Raw genomic sequence first — 21260 nt, 5'->3', positions numbered from 1 at the left:
CTTAACGTACCCTGATAAAGCTGCCGTCTGGCTGGCGGGTAAACAGCACCTGTTGTCCATTTCCGGTATCAATCGTTAACCCTGTCACCACCCCGCTGGCATTCTGGCGAATTTGCACCATCTGGCCATTCTGCAGGTTACTGAGCGGTTTACCCGCGCCTTCCACCTTCGCCATGGCATACACGTCTGTCGGCGGCAGGTTGTGGTCACGGAACAGCTGCGCCAGCGTTTTCCCCGGCTCTACGCGATAGGAACGCCACTGTTGCTCAATGCCGGTGGGCTGTTGGGTCTGAGGCTGAGACGGGGCGGCGGCCTGTTCCTGTGGCTGTTCGTCCTGAATCGGCTCTGGCTCAACCGGCGCGACCTGACCCGGATCGTTAGACGGGGTAACGAGCTGCGTCTGCATCGGCTGTGCGTCAGGCTGCGGTCGCGTTTGCGACTGAAGGTCCAGCTGAGCATTGCGGGTGACGGGGGCAGTATCAACATCATCGCCACCGGAAGGAAGCAGGAAGCCCACAATCACCATCAGCGCACCAATGATGATCCCTCTGCGATGCAGAGGAGGCAGCGGATCCATGATGCGAAAATTGTCCGGCGCCTGCCAGATTTTCGCCAGGGTAGGTTTCAGTTCAAATCGCCCGGGCATGGCACTCCTCCTGCTCCGCGTATTTTTTATCCTGTGCCCCGAAGTATAGTTTGCTAACTGCCTGAACGGCGTAGTAAACCCGACATCCGTGACATCAGTTCGGGATTAATCCTGGTTCTCTCTATTGTTTCTGTTTCGTCGCGGTTTGTCACCTTAACTTCAGACAAAGTTTTACCCATAAGGGCATGGCTGATATGCTGCCCGCTACTTTAAATGTGATGGAAGGAAAACCCATGACCACCCCGACTTTTGACACTATCGAAGCGCAGGCAAGTTACGGTATCGGCTTGCAGGTAGGACAGCAGCTGAGCGAATCCGGCCTGGAAGGTCTGTTACCTGAAGCGCTGGTGGCGGGTATCGCTGACGCGCTGGAAGGTAAACAGCCTGCCGTTCCGGTTGACGTTGTGCACCGTGCGCTGCGTGAAATCCACGAGCGTGCTGACGCCGTGCGTCGCGCGCGCTTTGAAGAGATGGCCGCCGAAGGTGTGAAATATCTGGAAGAGAACCGTGAGCGTGAAGGCGTGAACAGCACCGAGTCTGGTCTGCAGTTCCGCGTGATCAATCAGGGCGATGGCGCAATCCCGGCGCGTACCGACCACGTTCGCGTACACTACACCGGTAAGCTGATCGACGGTACCGTCTTCGACAGCTCCGTCGCGCGCGGCGAACCGGCTGAGTTCCCGGTGAATGGCGTTATCGCGGGCTGGATCGAAGCGCTGACCCTGATGCCAGTCGGTTCCAAATGGGAACTGACTATCCCGCACAACCTGGCTTACGGCGAGCGCGGCGCTGGCGCGTCCATCCCGCCATTCAGCACTCTGGTCTTTGAAGTCGAGCTGCTGGAAATTCTGTAATCGACTTTTCTTATTTCCTCTCCCCGGTTGGGGAGGGGAAAATAGCGTGAAAACCTATAGTTAAGTCGGAATCAATATTTTATCTTGCAAACGAAACTGTTGCGTGTATTTTTGTGAGCTGTTTCGCGCTGCATGAGTGATATGACACTCACTTTCAACATATTATTAACATAATATCTAAATCATAGTATTCATCCCGCCGATTCTTACCTAATATCGATTAGCCCTAACAAGGGAACGTCATTTTTTTGACGTATTTAAAGGCCAGAAGAGCCTTAACAACACAGACAGGCATAAACAGGAAAATATCACATGGTAGATCAGGTCAAAGTCGTCGCCGACGAAGAGGCGTCGTCTGAACAGTCGCTACGGCGCAATCTCACAAACCGTCATATTCAGCTCATTGCTATTGGGGGTGCCATCGGTACCGGGCTGTTTATGGGGTCAGGCAAAACCATCAGTCTCGCCGGACCGTCAATCATATTCGTTTATATGATTATCGGTTTTATGCTGTTCTTCGTGATGCGTGCAATGGGTGAGCTGCTGCTCTCGAACCTCGAATACAAATCCTTCAGCGACTTCGCTTCAGACCTGCTCGGGCCATGGGCGGGCTATTTCACCGGCTGGACCTACTGGTTCTGCTGGGTCGTGACCGGTATGGCGGACGTCGTGGCGATAACCGCCTATGCGCAGTTCTGGTTCCCCGGGCTGTCGGACTGGGTGGCCTCGCTGGCGGTTATTGTTCTGCTGCTGAGCCTGAACCTCGCCACCGTTAAAATGTTCGGTGAGATGGAGTTCTGGTTCGCGATGATCAAAATCGTGGCCATTGTCGGGCTCATCGTGGTGGGCCTGGTGATGGTGCTCACCCACTTCCAGTCACCAACCGGCGTTCAGGCGTCGTTTACCCATCTGTGGAATGATGGAGGCTGGTTCCCGAAAGGCATTAGCGGCTTCTTTGCTGGCTTCCAGATTGCGGTGTTCGCGTTTGTAGGGATTGAGCTTGTCGGAACGACCGCTGCGGAAACCAAAGATCCGGAGAAATCTCTCCCGCGCGCCATCAACTCCATTCCGGTGCGTATCATCATGTTCTACGTCTTCGCGCTGATCATCATTATGTCCGTGACGCCGTGGAGCTCGGTGGTGCCAAGCAAGAGCCCGTTCGTTGAGCTGTTCGTGCTGGTGGGGCTGCCTGCGGCAGCGAGCCTGATTAACTTTGTGGTGCTGACCTCAGCGGCGTCTTCCGCGAACAGCGGCGTGTTCTCAACCAGCCGTATGCTGTTTGGTCTGGCGCAGGAAGGTGTGGCGCCGAGCGCGTTCGCCAAGCTGTCTAAGCGTGCGGTACCTGCGAAAGGGCTGACCTTCTCCTGCATGTGCCTGCTGGGCGGCGTGGTGATGCTCTACATAAACCCAAGCGTGATTGGCGCGTTCACCATGATTACCACGGTCTCAGCGATCCTGTTTATGTTCGTCTGGACCATCATCCTCTGTTCCTATCTGGTGTACCGCAAACAGCGCCCACACCTGCATGAAAAATCGATCTACAAGATGCCGCTGGGCAAGCTGATGTGCTGGGTGTGCATGGCGTTCTTCGTCTTCGTGCTGGTTCTGCTGACGCTGGAAGATGATACCCGTCAGGCGCTGATCGTCACGCCGCTGTGGTTTATCGCGCTGGGGCTGGGCTGGATGTTTATCGGTAAGAAACGGATGGCTGGCATGCGTTAAGCATGTTGCCGGGTGGCGCTGACGCTTACCCGGCCTACGTTCGAGGACCTTGCAGGCCCGGTAAGCGCTAGCGCCACCGGGCTTTTTTATTCCCCCGCTAATGCCCGCGGGAACAGAACGTTGTTCTCAAGACTGATGTGTTCCATCAGGTCGTCAATCATCTCGTTAATGCCGTTGTACATCGCTTTCCACGTTGTGCACGCTTCTGGCGGCGGCGTGACGTTGTGGGTGGTGTGTTTGATCACTTCCAGCAGTTCGCCCGCGTCATCATGCTCGCTTTCCATCACGCTGATGGGCCCCATTGCCTGGCTTCCCATTCCCTGTTTAATCATCGGGAAGAGGATCTGCTCTTCTTTCATCATGTGGCTGGAAAGCTCTTCGTGCAGCAGGGTCAGGTATTTCGCCAGACCGCGCGGTACGGAAGGTTTGTCGGCATGCACGCGCTCGACTTTGGTCGCCTGCAGGATCAGCTCCGGCAGCTGTTCACGGTGACGGTCATGGTAACGCACGATGATATGGTCGATGATTTCCGCGAGCGGAGCGGTTCGCCAGTCTTTGTCGACGGGCTGCTCGGCCAGCTTCGCCAGCTCGGCTTCAATCACCTCAACGTTCAGCTCTTTGCGTAAGGCCGCCCGTGCCAGGGTTTGCTTACCGCCGCAGCAGTAGTCCATATCGTATTTGCGAAAAAGCGTAGAAGCGAGAGGAATGGAGAGCGCCAGCTCGCCCAGGGGTTGGTCGCGAAAGGCCATAGCAGTTACCTCATCATCAATAATATAAGATGCATATTAAATGCATCTTATAAACGACGCTATAACCCTTTAGAGGGACGGGTAAAAGTGAGATGCAGATCACAAAAAAATATCCGATTTAACTCTCTGAATGGGTTCAGGAAAGTGGTTTCGAAACTTTTTAAAGGTGGAGAAACAGTAAACAACCCGCTGCACCTGCCGATATATCCACGTCAGACAAACCTGCATATAACAAAGGCAACGCATGTTTAAACGTATAAAAGTCATTACCCTTCTGATTTCGGTGCTGCTTGTGCTCGGCATCATGCAAGTGATTTCCGCCGGTATCTTTATCAACGCCCTGAATAACGATAAAGACAACTTTACCGTGTCGCAGCTCTCCAGCAAGAACGTGGCGGAGTTTACCGATGCGTGGATCAGTCTGAACCAGGCGCGCGTCACCCTGAACCGCGGAATGCTGCGCCTGCAAAGCAGCATGGCCTCGCAAATTAACGGCGGTCAGCTGAATGAGCTGGTGACCACGGCGAAAAATCTGCTGACTGAAGCCCAGGTTCATTACGATAAATACTATGCCTTGCCGAATACGCCAGGCCTGGATGAGAACCTGACCAACCAACTCGAGGAGCAGTACCGCATTTACTCTGCAACGCTGACGCAAATGAATGTTCTGCTGAGCCAGGGCAATCTGGAAGATATGTTCAAGCAGAATGCCGAACAAAAACAGAATGCGATGCAGACGGTTTATCGTGAATGGCGTGAAGCGCAGGCCGCGCTCACGGATAAAGGCATTCAGGATAACGAAAGTGATTACAAACGCATCCTGTGGATCCTCTCTGCGGTCATGCTGCTGGTGATCGTGGTGATTATCTCCAGCTGGATTGCGATGCGCCGCGTGCTGCTGCTGCCGCTGGAAGAGGTGATCAACCATATTCGCGCCATTGCGGCAGGCGATCTCACCCAGCCGATTCAGGCCGACGGTAAAAATGAAATGGCCATCCTGGCGCGTAACGTGCAGGAGATGCAAACTTCGCTGGCGAACACCGTGGGCGTGGTGCGCGAAGGCGCAGATACGATTTACACCGGTGCAGGCGAAATCTCCGCAGGCAGTAACGATCTCTCTTCCCGTACCGAGCAGCAGGCCGCGTCTCTGGAAGAGACGGCAGCCAGCATGGAACAGCTGACGGCAACCGTGAAGCAGAACGCCGATAACGCGCGTCAGGCTTCCCGTCTGGCGCTGGATGCCTCCTCCACGGCGAAGAAGGGCGGTCACGTGGTGGAAGGCGTCGTGCGGACGATGGATGAAATCGCCACCAGCTCCAGCAAAATCGCGCAAATTACCAACGTGATCGACGGGATTGCCTTCCAGACAAATATTCTGGCGCTGAACGCGGCGGTGGAAGCGGCCCGTGCAGGCGAGCAGGGCCGTGGTTTTGCGGTGGTGGCAGGGGAAGTGCGTACCCTTGCCCAGCGCAGCGCTCAGGCGGCGAAAGAGATCAAAGCGCTGATCGATGACTCCGGCGAACGCGTGAGCGCGGGCTCGCAGCTGGTTAACGAAGCCGGGGAGACGATGGCTGAGATCGTCAATGCGGTTACCCGCGTCACCGACATTATGGGCGAAATTGCTTCGGCCTCTGACGAGCAGAGCCGCGGTATCGACCAGGTGGGCCAGGCGGTAGCCGAGATGGACCGCGTGACCCAGCAGAACGCCTCGCTGGTTGAGGAGTCTGCGGCCGCAGCGGCGGCGCTGGAAGATCAGGCTGCGCGTCTGAACGAAGCGGTGGCGGTGTTCAAAATCACCCGCAACCAGGCGGTCAAAGCGGCGCCGGTGAAAACCTATGTGCCAAAAGCGCAGCCTGTCGCGGCGGCGTCTGAGGGGAACTGGGAAACGTTTTAACATCATGCCGTGTGGCGCTGGCGCTTACCCGGCCTACGAAACGGCTCCTTGTAGGCCGGGTAAGGCGGAGCCGCCACCCGGCAAATATCACACCTCCGACGCCGGAACGACCCTCGGTTTTTCCGGCTTCGCTCTCACCGCCATCACTACCCCCACCACCAACAGCACGATCCCGCAGGCTGTGAACAGCGGCGGCACGCTCTGGCGCATCAGAAAGGTATAAAGCAGTCCGGCCAGGGTTTCGAAGACAATCAGCGGCCCTAAGATCACCGTCGGCAGCTTCTGGCTGGCAATGTTCCAGCACAGCGCGCCCACCCATGAGCACAGCACCGCGATCGCAACCATCAGGCCAATGAACACCCACGGTCTTGGCCCGAAGGGCTGGGCGAAGTCCGGCTGCTGATGGCCCAGCCAGAGGCATGCGCCGAGATACCCCACGACGGATACGGGCAGCGTGACCAGCGCCTGCGCCGTCGCCCACATCATCGGGTGCTTGTCCGGGTTCTCACGCAGCCAGCGCGCGTTGCGCAGGGCATACCATGCCCAGCACGCCACGGAAATGAACGCCAGCAGAATGCCAGAACCGTACCGCCACAGGTCAACATCGCCCTGCCCATGGCGCAGCTCGGCAATATTGACGCATATTAGCCCCAGGGCGGTGCATACCAGCGCCGGGGCCATTTTTGACCACGCCAGTTTGCCATCGCGGTGGCTGTAGAGCAGGTTAGCAAAGACGGGAATGACGACCGGCAGCGTGCCGATAATCATGGTCGATACCGGCGCACCGGTACGCTGAATGGCACTCGCGAGGCAAACGTAATAGATAAGATTGCCCATCATGGTCAGCGCCAGCGCGGTCCCCCAGTCCTGACGGCTGAGCTGGCGCAAGCGCGCGCGTCCCAGCCACGCCAGGGGCAGGGCAATCAGCCCCAGCGCCAGATAACGTCCGGTCGACTGTAATATTGCCGGATACTCGGGCACGATCAGCGGGCCGACAAAAATCAGTCCCCACATCATCCCGGCCAGCAGGGCATACAACACTCCACTAATCATTTTTCCATCCACAGGTATTTACGCTGTAGTCAGTGTAGGAGGGGCGAATGCGCGCGTATTGTATGAGATTGCGCATTAGCGCCGTGTAACCTGCTTCTGGTAGCGCACGGGCGTAATGCCGTAGCGGTGGGTAAACGCGCGTGTCAGATGTGACTGATCGGTCAGCCCGGTTGCGGCGGCAACCTCTGCGGCGGGCATGCCGTGGGTGAGAAACGCTTTGGCGCGCCAGAGTCGAATGGCCATCAGCATCTGATGCGGCGTCACGTGAAAATAGGCTTTGAACTGGCGCTGGAAATGATACGGGCTGAGCGAGACGACGCTGGCCAGCTCGTCCAGCGTCATGGCGCGCATATAGTTGTCGTGCAGGTACTCGCGTACCCGTTCGAAGCGGTGCGCGCCTTCCTGAACCCTTTGCGCGTGGTGGGCAAACGGCTGGAAGGTCTCAATCAGATCCAGCAGTAAACCTTTTTGCGCAAGCGGATCGTCCGTGTGCCACAAGCCGTAAATAAGCCTGCCGATTTGCTGTGAGCGCAACGGATCATGACGGGTCACGTCGCTGAACCACCAGTGTCGGAGGCCGGTCACCTCTTCCAGCAGATCGGGTTCGATATAGACCATCCGGTAGCGCCAGCCGCCCTCGGTGGCGGATTCGCCGGTGTGGATCTCGTCCGGGTTCATGGTAACGACGGATTTCTCCGCCGCGAGATGCTGGCTGCCGCGATAGCGAAAGCGTTCGGCACCGGTTTCAATCGTGCCGATGCCGAAGGCTTCATGGGTGTGAGGCTCAAAGGCGTAGTCAGAAATGTGCGCGTGATACAGCTCCAGGCCCGGCAGCTGCGCCAGATGGCGAAAGCGCGCGCTGTCTCTTTCATCATTAAACTGTTCCGGTACGCCTTGCACGGTGAGCCTCCTTGTGGGTCATCTTTTCATTATCAAAGATGACCCGAGGGGATGCCACAAAAAATAACCATCCCGTAACAATTACAGAATGGCTTTAATGCTCTCCGCCAGCGTAGTGGTTGGGCGCCCGATCAGTTTGCTCAGCGTATGGCTGTCGTCAAAGAGCCCGCCTTTGGAGGCCCCGATATCGGAGTCCGCCAGCATATCGGCCAGCCCGGCAGGCAGGCCGACGCTCTTCAGCGCGGCAGCAAAATCCGCTTCGCTGAGATTCTGGTAGGTGACCGGCTTTCCGCTCTGTTTGCTCAGTTCAGCCGCCAGTTCGCTCAGCGTCCAGCCGTGGTCGCCCGCCAGTTCATACACCTTGCCCGCATGGCCCTCTTCAGCAATCACTTTCGCTGCCGCCGCGGCATAGTCTGCGCGGGTGGCAGAGGCAATTTTGCCTTCGTCTGCCGCACCAATAAACACGCCGTGTTCCAGCGCAGGCGGCGCGCTCGCCAGATAGTTTTCGGTATACCAGCCGTTGCGCAGCAGGGCATAAGGAATGCCTGACGCCGCCAGCGCTTTTTCAGTGGCAACGTGTTCAACGTGCAGACCGAGCGGCGAGGTATCCGCATGCAGCAGGCTGGTATAGGCGATAAATTTCACCCCTGCCGCTTTGGCGGCGTTAATCACGTTCTGGTGCTGGATCGCGCGCTGGCCGACTTCGCTGGACGAGATCAGCAGCAGCTTATCCACGCCGTTCAGCGCGGCGGTGAATGCGGCTTCATCCGTGTAGTCCGCCTGACGAACCACAATTCCCTGCTGGCTTAAGGCTTCAGCTTTTGCCGGGTTACGTACGATAGCCACAATCTGGTTAGCCGGTACGGTTTTCAACAGCTGTTCGATAACGAGATGGCCAAGCTGGCCGGTGGCGCCGGTAATCGCGATCATGATGAATCTCCTTCGTGTTTGTCTGGTGTTGTGGCACACTAGCACCATAGCTAACTTTTAGTAAGTACGTACAAAAAGGTAAGTATGAAAACAACGATACCGACGCTCAGCGAACAATTGCGCGATGGCAATCTCTTCGCGGAACAGTGCCCTTCACGAGAGGTGCTCAAACACGTTACCAGCCGCTGGGGGGTACTGATTCTGCTGGCGCTGCGCCAGGGAACGCATCGCTTTAGCGATCTGCGCCGTAAAATGGGCGGGGTGAGCGAAAAGATGCTGTCCCAGTCGCTTCAGGCGCTGGAGCAGGACGGGTTTGTCGATCGCGTATCGTACCCGGTTGTGCCGCCGCACGTAGAGTATAGCCTGACCCCGATGGGGATCGAGGTCAGCGAGAAAGTCGCCGCGCTGGCGGACTGGATTGAGGTGAATACGCCGAAGGTGATGGCGAATCGGGACGATCGCGCGGCGTAAAAGCCGGGTGGCGGCTTCGCCTTACCCGGCCTACCCATAATCTTCCATCCCGTAGGCCGGGTAAGCGAAGCGCCACCCGGCACAATCGCCGCTACTTACTTAAATCCAGGTGATAAATCGCGAACCCAATATCATCCGTCGCGACCTGTTTCATCGGATACTGCGCCTTCTCCCTAATAAACGCGGCTGCCTTCTCGGACGGTGACGTTTCAAAGCGGATATCCAGCGGCGTATCGCTGTGGATCGGCGCCAGACGCCAGTTGTTATCCACCGCCGGATGAATTTCGCCGGCCTTTTTCGACTCGGCGCTGATCCACGCCGCCAGCACAGAGCGGTTCTCGTCCGGCGAGGCAAAGGCGATGTGGCTATCTCCCGTACCGGCAAACTTACCGCCGTAGGCACGGTAGTTATTGGTCACCACCAGGAAAGTGGCATTCGGGTCGATCGCCTTGCCGTTGAAGGTCAGGTTTTTAATGCGCTCCGCCTGCGGGTTGATCGTCTGACACTCGCCGTCATATTTCGCCGGCTGGGTGACGTCAATCTGGTAGTTCACGCCGTCGATCACGTCGAAGTTGTAGGTGCGGAAGCCGTCCCAGTTAATCAGCGACTGCGGCTTGCTGCTGTGTGGGTCAATCTGGTTAAACTGTCCGGCAGAACACTCCAGCCACTCTTTTACCTCTTTCCCGGTGGCTTTAACCACCACCAGCGTATTCGGGTAGAGATAGAGATCGGCGGCATTACGGAAGGTGAGCTGGCCCTTTTCGACCTCCACATAGCTTGCCGGGTCATTCTTACGCCCGCCCACTTTGAATGGCGCTGCGGCGGAGAGTACCGGCAGTTTCGCCAGATCCGGATCGCCCTGCACAAAGTGTTCGGCATAGGCTTTCTGCGCCATGTTAACCACCTGGACGGTCGGATCGTCCTGCACCAGCGCCAGGAAGCTGTACATGCTGTCGGCGGATTTGCCGATCGGCTTGCTGACGAATTCGCGCGTGGCGTCGTGATCGTGCTTCAGCACGTCGACCAGTTTTTTATCTTCCGCCGCCAGCGATTTTTTCGCCGCCGCGTCGTAAATTGGGCGCGCTTCGGCTTTTGACTGCGTGACCTTCCAGCGGCCGCCGTCGTTATTCAGCACCAGATCCACCACGCCAAGATGGTCGCCCCACATGCCCGGCATCACCGACGGCACGCCGTTAAGCGTCCCTTTCTCTATATCGGCCCCTTTGATGCTGGCAAAGTCTTTGCCCGGGAAGACCGCGTGGGCGTGACCGAACAGGATCGCATCGACGCCCGGGACCTCACTCAGGTAGTAAACGGAGTTTTCTGCCATGGCCTGGTACGGATCGGCGGAGAGGCCCGAGTGGGAGACAACGACCACCAGATCGGCGCCTTTTTCGCGCATTTCCGGCACGTATTTACGCGCGGTTTCGGTGATGTCGTTAACGGTCACCTTACCGTCGAGGTTGGCCTTATCCCACGTCATGATCTGCGGCGGGACAAAACCGATATAGCCGATTTTCAGCGTCTGTTTTTTCCCGTCCTGATCGACAACCTCAGTCTCTTTAATCAGGTAAGGCGTAAAAAGCGGCTTTTGGGTCTTAACGTCGATGATATTGGCGTTAACGTACGGGAATTTTGCGCCTGCCAGGGCATCGTGCAGGTATGTCAGACCGTAGTTGAATTCATGGTTGCCGAGGTTACCGACGGTATAGTCCAGGGTGTTCATCGCTTTATAAACAGGATGGATCTCGCCTTTTTTCAGCCCCCTGGTCGCTATGTAGTCCCCGAGCGGACTGCCCTGAATCAGATCGCCGTTATCGACCAGCACGCTATTTTTCACTTCGCCGCGCGCCGCATTGATCAAACTTGCCGTGCGTACCAGTCCGAATTTTTCCGTCGGGGTATCTTTGTAGTAATCGAAATCCATCATGTTGCTGTGCAGATCGGTCGTTTCAAGAATACGTAAATCGACCGTCGCTGCCTGCACGCTCGCCGCAATCAGCGTCGCCAGGAGCGTTGCGCTAAACTTAATCATCAGAAGAGTCCTTTTTTCGATCCAGGCCACAAAAGAGTATGTATCTATAACGTGTTGCTTACATAAATGTGAATCCTGACAGAAAAAAGCAACCTGAAACCGGAATTGCTTCACAGATAGCGGAATTGTTCACATTACGATATAACTAAAACAAAGAGTTAACCTCACTGCGTTAACAAAGAGGTGGAAAATGCTAGATAAAATTTGTCAGCTCGCACGGGATGCGGGGGATGCCATCATGCAGGTGTATGACGGTAGTAAACCCATGGAGGTTGTCAGCAAAGCGGACGACTCTCCGGTCACGGCGGCAGATATCGCGGCGCATAAGGTGATCCTGAAAGGGTTACAGGCCTTAACGCCGGACATCCCCGTCCTGTCAGAAGAAGCGCCGCAAAGCTGGGAAGAGCGCCAGCACTGGCAGCGCTACTGGCTGGTGGACCCCCTGGACGGGACAAAAGAGTTCATCAAGCGCAACGGTGAATTCACCGTCAATATCGCCCTGATTGAGAAGGGTAAAGCGGTGCTGGGCGTGGTCTACGCGCCGGTCATGAAGGTGATGTACAGCGCTGCGGAAGGAAAGGCGTGGAAAGAAGAGTGCGGCGTGCGCAAGCAGATCCAGGTGCGCGACGCGCGTCCGCCGCTGGTGGTGATTAGCCGCTCGCACAGCGACAGCGAGCTGCAGGAGTATCTGCAGCAGCTGGGTGAACACCAGACCACCTCGATTGGCTCATCGCTGAAATTCTGCCTGGTGGCGGAAGGACAGGCGCAGCTCTATCCGCGCTTTGGGCCGACGAACGTCTGGGATACTGCGGCTGGTCACGCCGTGGCTGCGGCCGCCGGGGCGCATGTTCATGACTGGCAGGGCAAGCCGCTGGACTACACCCCGCGCGAATCCTTCCTCAATCCCGGCTTCCGCGTCTCTCTTTATTGAGCCAGCAGCTTATGCAGCAGGTCGACAACCTGCTGCACCTCTTCCTGGGTCAGCGCCCCGTCTTTCACCCACTGTACGCGGCCGTTCTTATCCAGCACGACAATCGCAGAGCTCTCTTCCTCCAGCTGCCAGGCCTTACGGGTGACGCCGTTGCTGTCGACGATAAACTGCGACCATGGGTAGAGCTTTTTATTGCTCTCAAGGCTTGAACGCACAAACATCCCGGAGCCCGGAATGGCGTCATCGGTATTCACGATCGTGGTGGTCTGGTAACGATCGTGTGGGAATTTTGCCGCCTTGATCGCCTCCACCAGGTTGGCATTTTTCTCTTTTGCAGATGTACGACCGGCAATATGTTGTACAACTCTCACTTTGCCCGCGAGCTGCGCGCTATTCCAGGCTTTATAGCTAAACTTATCATTGTCGAGAATCAATTCTCCCCGGTCAGCAATGCCGACTGGCGGTACACGTTGTCCTTTTTCAATGTTGTGAGCACTCGCCCACAGGGGCAGCAGCAGGCAGGCTGCTGCAAGGATATTACGTAGGGTCATGGCGTTTCCTTATTGTTTGCAGGTGATCCGACCACTTGGTCATGCACTTTTAATGATAAGTGCGATCAATGTGGTTTTCCCGCAATCCCGATGCCACTTTGCGGGTGAACGCACATATCCATGAAAAAACGACGGCTTATACTGCGCTCAGTCACGCTTTGCAAAGATTATTCTGAATAATTGTAATCAAACGGTAAATAAACTTATGCACACTGGGTAACACCGTAGTTCTGGTCTATAGTCATTGGGCATTAAAATTTGCGCTCAGGACAGTCGGGCCGATTGTGGCACCGCAAGAGCGTATGATTCGCAGGAGATACAAGAATGAAAATTTTCCAACGCTACAACCCGCTTCAGGTGGCGAAGTACGTGAAGATCCTGTTCCGTGGACGGTTGTATATCAAGGATGTTGGCGCTTTTGAGTTTGATAAGGGCAAAATCCTTGTCCCAAAAGTGAAGGACAAACAGCACCTGTCTGTGATGTCCGAAGTCAACCGTCAGGTTATGCGTCTGCAAACTGAGATGGCTTAACCAACGTGCTATGCAGTAGTTAAAAAAACGGCTCCCGATGGGAGCCGTTGATGTTTGTGGGGACCGACGTTACGCCGATACTTTCTCTTCCGCATCCGGCAGCTTCGGCACCAGTACGGTCGGTTTGTTGTCGATGCGCGTTACCAGCAGCTGGTCGATGCGGTAGTTATCAATATCCACCACCTCAAACTTGTAGCCGGAGAACTTCACCGAGTCGGTGCGTTTCGGGATCTTACGCAGCATAAACATCATAAAGCCGCCGATGGTCTCGTAGTTTCCGGACTGCGGGAACTCGTCGATATCCAGCACGCGCATCACGTCTTCAATTGGCGTGCCGCCATCAATCAGCCATGAATTATCGTCACGCTGAACAATCTGCTCTTCCAGCCCCTGGCCTACCAGGTCGCCCATCAGCGTGGTCATGACGTCGTTCAGGGTGATAATACCCACCACCAGCGCGTATTCATTCATGATCACCGCGAAGTCTTCCCCGGCGGTTTTGAAACTTTCCAGCGCTTCTGAGAGCGTCAGGGTGTCCGGCACAATCAGGGTATTGCGGATCTGCACGCCGCTGTTCAGCGCCAGGCTCTGGTTCGCCAGCACGCGGTTCAGCAGGTCTTTGGAGTCGACGTAACCGATGATGTGGTCAATATCTTCATTACAGACCAGGAACTTGGAGTGCGGATGCTGCGCCACTTTGTTCTTCAGGCTCTGCTCATCTTCATGTAAATCGAACCAGATAATGCTTTCACGGCCCGTCATGGAAGAGGGCACGGTACGGGATTCCAGTTCGAATACGTTCTCAATCAGCTCGTGTTCCTGCTTACGCAGTACCCCGGCCAGGGCACCGGCTTCCACGACCGCATAAATGTCGTCAGAGGTGATGTCATCTTTACGCACCATCGGCAGCTTAAAGATGCGGAAAATGACGTTTGCCAGGCCGTTGAAGAACCACACCAGCGGGCGGAACACAAACAGGCAGAAGCGCATCGGGTTGATGATACGCAAAGCCACGGCTTCTGGCGCAATCATACCGATGCGTTTCGGGGTCAGGTCGGCGAAGAGGATGAACAGCCCGGTCACCAGCGAGAAGGAGAGGATAAAGCTCAGCTGTTCGGCCAGTTCGGCGGACATGTACTGCGCAAAGAGGCTATAAAACGCCGGGGAAAACGCCGCATCGCCCACGATACCGCCCAGAATAGCCACCGCGTTCAGACCAATTTGCACCACGGTAAAGAACGTACCGGGGTTTTCCTGCATTTTGAGAATGCGTGAGGCGTTGATGTTGCCCTCGTCGGCGAGCAGCTTCAGTTTGATTTTACGGGACGCGGCCAGCGAGATCTCGGATATCGAGAAAAATGCACTGACGGCAATCAGACAAAGTATTACTAAAATACTGTTTAACATAGTTTATCCGGCTTCTCGCCAGATCCTCAGAAGGGGAGTTGATACCATTTGTGTGGAAACACATTGAACATCAGCTCGTAGCGTTGAGCCGATTATTTCAGCGGCTAGTATAGCGTAAAGAGATGTAAATCTGCCAGAGGTCACATTTTTACATAAAACAGACCGGACAGCGGGTGCTGCCCGGTACGGGCGACGATCTAACGGCTGATAATCAGGCCAGCTGTGGCGGCAGGCAGACGCCGATACCTCCGATTCCGCAGTAGCCGTACGGGTTTTTATGCAGATACTGCTGGTGATCGTCCTCGGCGTAGTAGAACGGTTTCGCGGTGGTGATTTCCGTCGTCACCTCGCGCGTATCGCCCGCTTCACGCATGGCCTGCTGGAAACGCTCAAGGCTGGCGCGCGCGGCGGCATCCTGCTCAGGGGTGAGCGGATAGATAGCCGAGCGGTACTGCGTGCCGTGGTCGTTGCCCTGACGCATGCCCTGCGCCGGGTCGTGGTTTTCCCAGAAGACCTGCAGGAGCTGTTCGTAGCTGATTACCGTCGGGTCGTACACTACGCGTACCGCTTCCGCATGGCCGGTTTCGCCGGAGCAGACTTCGCGGTAGGTTGGATTCGGCGTGTAACCGCCCGTGTAGCCGGCTGCCGTGCTGTAAACGCCAGGCAGCTGCCAGAAGAGGCGCTCAACGCCCCAGAAGCAGCCCATAGCGAACAGGGCGATTTCCATGCCATCAGGAACGTTAGTCATGGAATGGCCATTGACGGCGTGTAAAGTCGCCACAGGCATAGGGGTGTTGCGTCCCGGTAATGCATCAGCTTGTGAAACCAGATGCTTTTTGTCGAATAAACTCACGGTGGGGCCTCCCGGGGTGCGATGTTTCGGTTAAGGTTGTCACGGCGCGTTTAATTGAACACAATAAATGCGCTGAATGAGTCTAGATTTAATCATAAGAAATATTTGGGTGTTACACCCATTTTCAACCCGAGATTCGGGTTTTTGGCCAACAGGCCGTATTTTGCCGCGGAGCGGCACTTCATTTGCTTCCAGGGTGGAAACAGGGATATTCAGGAGAAAACGTGACAAAAATCCGCCAGTTATGTTTAGTCAGTCTGTTGCTGACAAGCGGGATTGCCAGCGCGGCGAATGTCCGTTTGCAGGTTGAGGGGTTATCCGGGGCGCTACAAAAAAACGTGCGTGCGCAGCTATCGACCATCCAGAGTGATGAGGTGACGCCGGACCGGCGTTTCCGCGCGCGCGTCGATGATGCCATCCGTGAAGGACTAAAAGCGCTGGGGTATTACGAACCCACCATTGATTTCGATCTCCGCCCGCCCCCAAAGAAGGGGCGCCAGGTGCTTATTGCCCGCGTTTCGCCGGGCGAGCCGGTGCTGATTGGCGGCACCAACGTCATCCTGCGCGGCGGGGCGCGTACCGACCGGGATTACCTCGACTTGCTCAGCACGCGGCCGAAAATCGGCACCGTGCTCAACCACGGTGACTACGACCACTTCAAAAAAGAGCTGACCAGCGTTTCCCTGCGTAAGGGCTACTTTGACAGCCAGTTCAATAAAAGCCAGCTGGGCATTGCGCTGGCGCGACGTCAGGCCTTCTGGGATATCGACTACGATAGCGGAGAACGCTACCGCTTTGGCGACGTGACATTCGAAGGGTCGCAAATTCGTGAAGAGTACCTGCAAAACCTCGTGCCCTTTAAAAAAGGGGATTACTACCAGTCGAGCGACCTGGGAGAGCTGAACCGACGGCTCTCAGCCACCGGCTGGTTTAACTCCGTGGTTGTCGCCCCTGAATTTGATAAGTCTCGCAAAACCAAGGTGTTGCCGCTGCACGGCGTTGTTTCGCCGCGCACCGAGAACACCATTGAAACCGGTGTGGGCTATTCGACGGACGTTGGCCCGCGCGTGAAGGCTACCTGGAAAAAGCCGTGGATGAACTCCTACGGCCATAGCCTGACCACCAGCGCCAGCATTTCCGCCCCGGAACAGCAGCTCGATTTCAGCTATAAAATGCCGCTGCTGAAAAATCCGCTTGAGCAATATTACCTGGTTCAGGGGGGCTTTAAGCGCACCGACCTGAACGATACCGAGTCCGATTCCACCACGCTTGCCGTGTCGCGTTACTGGGATCTCTCCAGCGGCTGGCAGCGCGCCATCAACCTGCGCTGGAGCCTGGATCACTTTACCCAGGCCAACGTCACCAACACCACCATGCTGCTCTATCCTGGTGTGATGATCAGCCGCACCCGCTCGCGCGGCGGCCTGATGCCGACCTGGGGCGATTCCCAGCGTTACTCTATCGATTACTCCAACACCATGTGGGGTTCCGACGTGGATTTCTCGGTGATTCAGGCGCAGAACGTCTGGATCCGCACGCTGTATGACAAACACCGCTTTGTGGTGCGCGGCAACCTCGGCTGGATTGAAACCGGCGACTTCGACAAGGTTCCGCCGGACCTGCGCTTCTTCGCCGGGGGCGATCGCAGCATCCGCGGCTATAAATACAAATCCATCGCGCCTAAGGACGATGACGGCAAGCTGATCGGTGCCTCTAAGCTGGCTACCGGCTCGCTGGAGTACCAGTACAACGTCAGCGGAAAATGGTGGGGCGCCATGTTCGTCGACGGCGGCGAAGCGGTGAGCGATATCCGCCGCAGCGATTTTAAAACCGGCGCGGGCGTCGGCGTACGCTGGCAGTCACCCGTCGGGCCCATTAAGCTCGATTTCGCCGTGCCGGTGGGCGACAAAGAAGAACACGGATTACAGTTTTACATCGGTCTGGGGCCTGAATTATGAGTTTATGGAAGAAGATAAGCCTCGGGGTGCTGATTTTTATCGTGCTGCTGCTCGGTACGGTGGCGTTTCTGGTGGGAACGACGACCGGGCTGCATCTGCTGTTTAACGCCGCGAACCGCTGGGTGCCGGGGCTGGATATTGGCCAGGTGACGGGCGGCTGGCGCGACCTGCGCCTGAAGAACATCCGCTATGAGCAGCCGGGCGTGGCGGTGAACGCCGGGGAATTTCACCTGGCGGTGAAGCTGGGCTGTCTGCGTGACAGCAAGCTCTGCGTCAACGACTTGTCGCTAAAAGACGTCAACGTGGCGATAGATTCGAAAAAAATGCCGAAGTCTGCGCCGGTAGAGGAAGAGGACAGCGGTCCGCTGAATCTCTCCACGCCGTACCCGATCGCGCTTTATCGGGTGGCGCTTGATAACGTCAATATCAAAATCGACGACACCACCGTGTCCGTGATGGATTTCAGCTCCGGCCTGCGCTGGCAGGAGAAAAACCTCACCCTGACGCCAACCTCCCTGCAGGGCTTGCTGATCGCGCTGCCGAAAGTGGCCGACGTGGCGCAGGAAGAGATCGTCCAGCCGAAGATCCAGAACCCGCAGCCGGAAGAGAAGCCGCTGGGCGAAACGCTGAAAGACCTCTTCTCGAAGCCTGTCCTGCCGGAAATGACCGATGTGCATCTGCCGCTGAACCTCAATATTGAAGAGTTCAAAGGCGAGCAGCTGCGCCTGACCGGCGATACCGACCTGACGGTCTATAACATGCTGCTGAAAGTCAGCAGCATTGACGGCAACATGAAGCTCGACGCGCTGGATATCGACACCAATCAGGGCTCGGTGAACGCGTCAGGCAACGCCCTGCTGCGCGACAACTGGCCGGTGGATATCACGCTGAATAGCGCCCTGAACATCGACCCGCTCAAAGGCGAGAAGGTGAAGGTCAAAGTAGGCGGGGCGCTGCGCGAGAAGCTGGACGTCGGGGTCAATCTCTCCGGCCCGGTGGACATGGTCCTGCGTGCGCAAACCCAGCTGGCGGAAGCCGGGCTGCCGCTCAATCTTGAGGTGGTCAGCAAGCAGCTTTACTGGCCATTCACCGGCGAAAAACAGTACCAGGCCGATGACCTGAAGCTGAAGCTGAGCGGCAAGATGACCGACTATACGCTCTCGTTCCGCACCGCAGTGAAGGGGCAGGGCGTGCCGCCCGCGAACATCACCCTGGATGCGAAGGGCAACGAACAGCAGGTTAACCTCGACAAGCTGACCGTCGCGGCGCTGGAAGGCAAAACCGAGTTGACCGCGCTGCTCGACTGGCAGCAGGCGATCAGCTGGCGCGGCGAGCTGAAGCTGACGGGCATTAACACCGCCAAAGAGGTGCCGGACTGGCCGTCGAAGCTGGATGGCCTGATCAAAACCCGCGGCAGCCTGTACGGCGGCACGTGGCAGATGGACGTGCCGGAGATCAAGCTCACCGGGAACGTGAAGCAGAACAAGGTAAACGTTGAAGGCTCGGTGAAAGGCAACAGCTACCTGCAGTGGGTTATCCCGGGTCTGCACGTGGCGCTGGGCCGCAACACGGCGGATATCAAAGGCGAGCTGGGGGTGAAAGATCTCAATCTGGACGCCACCATCGACGCGCCGAACCTGGATAACGCCCTGCCGGGCCTGGGCGGTACGGCGAAGGGGCTCCTGAAGGTGCGCGGCACGGTAGACGCGCCGCAGCTGCTGGCTGACATTACCGCCAATAACCTGCGCTGGCAGGCGCTGAGCGTTGCCCGCGTTCGCGTGGAAGGGGATGTGAAATCCACTGACCAGATCGGCGGAAACCTGAACCTGCGCGTGGAGCGCATTTCTCAGCCGGACGTCAACATCAGCCTGGTCACCCTGGACGCGAAAGGGAACGAGAAGCAGCACGACCTGCAGCTGCGCGTGCAGGGCGAGCCGGTCTCCGGCCAGCTTCACCTGACCGGCAGCTTCGACCGCAAAGAGGAGCGCTGGAAAGGGACGCTGGATAACACCCGTTTCAATACGCCGGTCGGGCCGCTGGCGCTGTCGCGCGCCATCGCGCTGGACTACCGCAACGCCGAGCAGAAGATCAGCATTGGGCCGCACTGCTGGACCAACCCGAATGCGGAACTGTGCGTGCCGCAGACCATCGACGCGGGCGCGGAAGGACGCGCGCAGATCAACCTCAACCGCTTCGATCTGGCGATGCTGAAACCGTTTATGCCGGATACTACCCAGGCCAGCGGCGTCTTCAGCGGAAAAGCCGATGTCGCCTGGGACACCACCAAAGAGGGGCTGCCTCAGGGCAGCGTCACGCTGTCCGGGCGTAACGTGAAGGTGACGCAGGAGGTGAATGACGCGCCGCTGCCGGTGGCCTTCGACACCCTGAACCTGAGCGCAGATCTGCATAACAACCGTGCGGAGCTGGGCTGGCTGATTCGTCTCACCAACAACGGTCAGTTTGACGGCAAGGTTCAAATTACCGACCCACAGGGACGGCGAAATCTGGGCGGCAACGTCACTATCCGCAACTTCAACCTGGCGATGGTGAACCCGATTTTCGCACGCGGGGAAAAAGCCGAGGGCATGGTAAATGCCAACCTGCGCCTGGCGGGCAATGCGCAAAGCCCACAGCTGTTCGGCCAGCTGCGCCTCAGCGGCGTGGATATTGACGGCAACTTTATGCCGTTTGACATGCAGCCGAGCCAGATCGCGATGAACTTCAACGGCATGAGCTCGACGCTGAGCGGATCGGTACTGACGCAGCAGGGGCAAATCAACCTGAGCGGCGACGCGGACTGGAGCCAGCTCGACAACTGGCGCGCCCGTATTGCCGCGAAGGGCAGTAAGGTGCGCATCACCGTACCGCCGATGGTGCGACTGGACGTCTCGCCTGATGTGGTCTTTGAAGCCACGCCAAGCCTCTTCACGCTTGACGGTCGCGTTGACGTGCCGTGGGCGCGCATCGTGGTTCACGACGTGCCGGAAAGTGCGGTCGGCGTCTCGAGTGATGAAGTTATGCTCAATGAAAATCTGAAACCGGTCGAACAGAAGAGCGCGGGCATCCCGATTAATAGTAACCTTATCGTGCACGTGGGGAATAACGTGCGGTTGGATGCGTTTGGGCTGAAGGCGAGGCTTACGGGCGACCTGAAGGTGGCGCAGGATAAACAAGGGCTTGGCCTGAACGGGCAGATCAATATCCCTGAAGGGCGATTCCACGCCTATGGTCAGGATCTGATTGTCCGTAAAGGCGAGCTGCTGTTCTCCGGTCCACCGGATCAACCGCTGCTGAACATCGAAGCGATTCGTAACCCGGAAGCGACGGAAAACGACGTCATTGCCGGGGTACGCGTCACCGGTTCCGCCGACGAACCGAAGGCGGAGATCTTCTCTGACCCGGCGATGTCCCAGCAGGAAGCCCTTTCTTACCTGCTGCGTGGTCAAGGTCTCGACAGCGGTCAGAGCGACAGCGCAGCGATGACTTCGATGTTAGTGGGGCTGGGGGTTGCACAAAGTGGGCAGGTTGTGGGTAAAATCGGCGAGACGTTCGGCGTAAGCAATCTGGCGCTGGACACCCAGGGCGTGGGTGACTCCTCGCAGGTGGTGGTCAGCGGCTATGTACTGCCGGGTCTGCAGGTAAAATATGGTGTGGGGATCTTTGACTCACTGGCAACACTCACGTTACGCTATCGCCTGATGCCTAAGCTATATCTGGAAGCAGTGTCCGGCGTAGACCAGGCACTTGATCTGCTCTATCAGTTTGAGTTTTAGCA

The 21260-nt window shown here is 57.0% G+C and carries 17 protein-coding genes; 8 read left to right on the top strand and 9 right to left on the bottom strand.

What is annotated here, in order from left to right:
- Window position 1: 1 nt before the first annotated feature.
- Window positions 2-646 carry an OapA family protein gene (locus ACOTXI_RS17570; protein WP_023326556.1) on the bottom strand — a complete coding sequence of 215 codons (645 nt, stop codon included), beginning with the start codon at window positions 644-646 and terminating at the stop codon, window positions 2-4.
- A 233-nt stretch (window positions 647-879) separates the two neighbouring features.
- Between ACOTXI_RS17570 and fklB the strand changes: the two genes are divergently transcribed.
- Both fklB and cycA read left to right on the top strand, forming a co-directional pair.
- Window positions 880-1500: an FKBP-type peptidyl-prolyl cis-trans isomerase gene (fklB, locus tag ACOTXI_RS17565; protein ID WP_008502892.1), complete on the top strand. Its 621-nt coding sequence runs from the start codon at window positions 880-882 to the stop codon at window positions 1498-1500.
- A 312-nt stretch (window positions 1501-1812) separates the two neighbouring features.
- Entirely contained in the window at window positions 1813-3222 is a 1410-nt protein-coding gene (cycA, locus tag ACOTXI_RS17560; RefSeq protein WP_058654307.1) for a D-serine/D-alanine/glycine transporter, read from the top strand.
- An 86-nt stretch (window positions 3223-3308) separates the two neighbouring features.
- Here cycA and ytfE read toward each other — a convergent pair whose 3' ends face one another.
- The gene (gene ytfE / locus ACOTXI_RS17555) at window positions 3309-3971 is read right to left on the bottom strand and encodes an iron-sulfur cluster repair protein YtfE (protein WP_058654306.1); all 663 of its coding nucleotides are present in this window, start codon (window positions 3969-3971) and stop codon (window positions 3309-3311) included.
- Window positions 3972-4215: 244 nt separating this feature from the next.
- Between ytfE and ACOTXI_RS17550 the strand changes: the two genes are divergently transcribed.
- Window positions 4216-5865 carry a methyl-accepting chemotaxis protein gene (locus ACOTXI_RS17550; RefSeq protein WP_058654305.1) on the top strand — a complete coding sequence of 550 codons (1650 nt, stop codon included), beginning with the start codon at window positions 4216-4218 and terminating at the stop codon, window positions 5863-5865.
- A gap of 87 nt (window positions 5866-5952) precedes the next feature.
- Here ACOTXI_RS17550 and ACOTXI_RS17545 read toward each other — a convergent pair whose 3' ends face one another.
- The 3 genes from ACOTXI_RS17545 to ACOTXI_RS17535 all read right to left on the bottom strand — a co-directional run bounded on the left by ACOTXI_RS17545 (window position 5953) and on the right by ACOTXI_RS17535 (window position 8748).
- Window positions 5953-6918 (bottom strand): DMT family transporter, encoded by a 966-nt coding sequence (locus ACOTXI_RS17545; RefSeq protein WP_025911935.1) that lies wholly within the window; start codon window positions 6916-6918, stop codon window positions 5953-5955.
- Window positions 6919-6993: 75 nt separating this feature from the next.
- Window positions 6994-7818 carry an AraC family transcriptional regulator gene (locus ACOTXI_RS17540; protein WP_058654304.1) on the bottom strand — a complete coding sequence of 275 codons (825 nt, stop codon included), beginning with the start codon at window positions 7816-7818 and terminating at the stop codon, window positions 6994-6996.
- Window positions 7819-7899: 81 nt separating this feature from the next.
- Complete coding sequence (locus ACOTXI_RS17535) at window positions 7900-8748, bottom strand: SDR family oxidoreductase (protein ID WP_058654303.1); 849 nt, start codon at window positions 8746-8748, stop codon at window positions 7900-7902.
- Between the two features lie 84 nt (window positions 8749-8832).
- On the opposite strand from ACOTXI_RS17535, the gene ACOTXI_RS17530 reads away from it, so the two are divergent.
- On the top strand, window positions 8833-9219 hold the full coding sequence (locus ACOTXI_RS17530; protein ID WP_008502885.1) for a winged helix-turn-helix transcriptional regulator: 387 nt from the start codon (window positions 8833-8835) through the stop codon (window positions 9217-9219).
- Window positions 9220-9310: 91 nt separating this feature from the next.
- Here the strand turns inward: ACOTXI_RS17530 and ACOTXI_RS17525 are convergent, their stop codons facing one another.
- On the bottom strand, window positions 9311-11254 hold the full coding sequence (locus tag ACOTXI_RS17525) for a bifunctional 2',3'-cyclic-nucleotide 2'-phosphodiesterase/3'-nucleotidase (RefSeq protein WP_103786867.1): 1944 nt from the start codon (window positions 11252-11254) through the stop codon (window positions 9311-9313).
- A gap of 190 nt (window positions 11255-11444) precedes the next feature.
- Between ACOTXI_RS17525 and cysQ the strand changes: the two genes are divergently transcribed.
- Window positions 11445-12185: a 3'(2'),5'-bisphosphate nucleotidase CysQ gene (cysQ, locus tag ACOTXI_RS17520; RefSeq protein ID WP_008501432.1), complete on the top strand. Its 741-nt coding sequence runs from the start codon at window positions 11445-11447 to the stop codon at window positions 12183-12185.
- Here cysQ and ACOTXI_RS17515 read toward each other — a convergent pair.
- Window positions 12179-12736, bottom strand: coding sequence for a YtfJ family protein (locus ACOTXI_RS17515; RefSeq protein WP_008501431.1), 558 nt, complete (start codon window positions 12734-12736; stop codon window positions 12179-12181). The genes cysQ and ACOTXI_RS17515 overlap by 7 nt on opposite strands.
- A gap of 324 nt (window positions 12737-13060) precedes the next feature.
- Here ACOTXI_RS17515 and ACOTXI_RS17510 point away from each other — a divergent pair, with 324 nt between their 5' ends.
- Window positions 13061-13267 (top strand): DUF1107 domain-containing protein, encoded by a 207-nt coding sequence (locus ACOTXI_RS17510; RefSeq protein WP_008501430.1) that lies wholly within the window; start codon window positions 13061-13063, stop codon window positions 13265-13267.
- Window positions 13268-13336: 69 nt separating this feature from the next.
- Here ACOTXI_RS17510 and ACOTXI_RS17505 read toward each other — a convergent pair whose 3' ends face one another.
- A complete protein-coding gene (locus tag ACOTXI_RS17505; protein WP_008501429.1) occupies window positions 13337-14674 on the bottom strand; it encodes a hemolysin family protein in 1338 nt (445 codons plus the stop codon).
- A gap of 211 nt (window positions 14675-14885) precedes the next feature.
- Window positions 14886-15527, bottom strand: a complete 642-nt coding sequence (msrA, locus tag ACOTXI_RS17500) for a peptide-methionine (S)-S-oxide reductase MsrA (protein ID WP_008501428.1) — start codon at window positions 15525-15527, stop codon at window positions 14886-14888.
- Window positions 15528-15751: 224 nt separating this feature from the next.
- Here msrA and tamA point away from each other — a divergent pair, with 224 nt between their 5' ends.
- Both tamA and tamB read left to right on the top strand, forming a co-directional pair.
- On the top strand, window positions 15752-17485 hold the full coding sequence (tamA, locus tag ACOTXI_RS17495; RefSeq protein WP_008501426.1) for an autotransporter assembly complex protein TamA: 1734 nt from the start codon (window positions 15752-15754) through the stop codon (window positions 17483-17485).
- Complete coding sequence (gene tamB / locus ACOTXI_RS17490; RefSeq protein WP_058654301.1) at window positions 17482-21258, top strand: autotransporter assembly complex protein TamB; 3777 nt, start codon at window positions 17482-17484, stop codon at window positions 21256-21258. The genes tamA and tamB overlap by 4 nt, the downstream gene beginning before the upstream one ends.
- The last annotated feature ends 2 nt before the right edge of the window (window positions 21259-21260 follow it).

The sequence above is a fragment of the Enterobacter cloacae complex sp. BZL2005 genome (assembly GCF_049238885.1).
Lineage (GTDB): Bacteria > Pseudomonadota > Gammaproteobacteria > Enterobacterales > Enterobacteriaceae > Enterobacter > Enterobacter roggenkampii.
The sequence above is the reverse complement of the archived record's forward strand: the minus strand, read 5'-3'. Positions and strand labels throughout refer to the sequence as shown.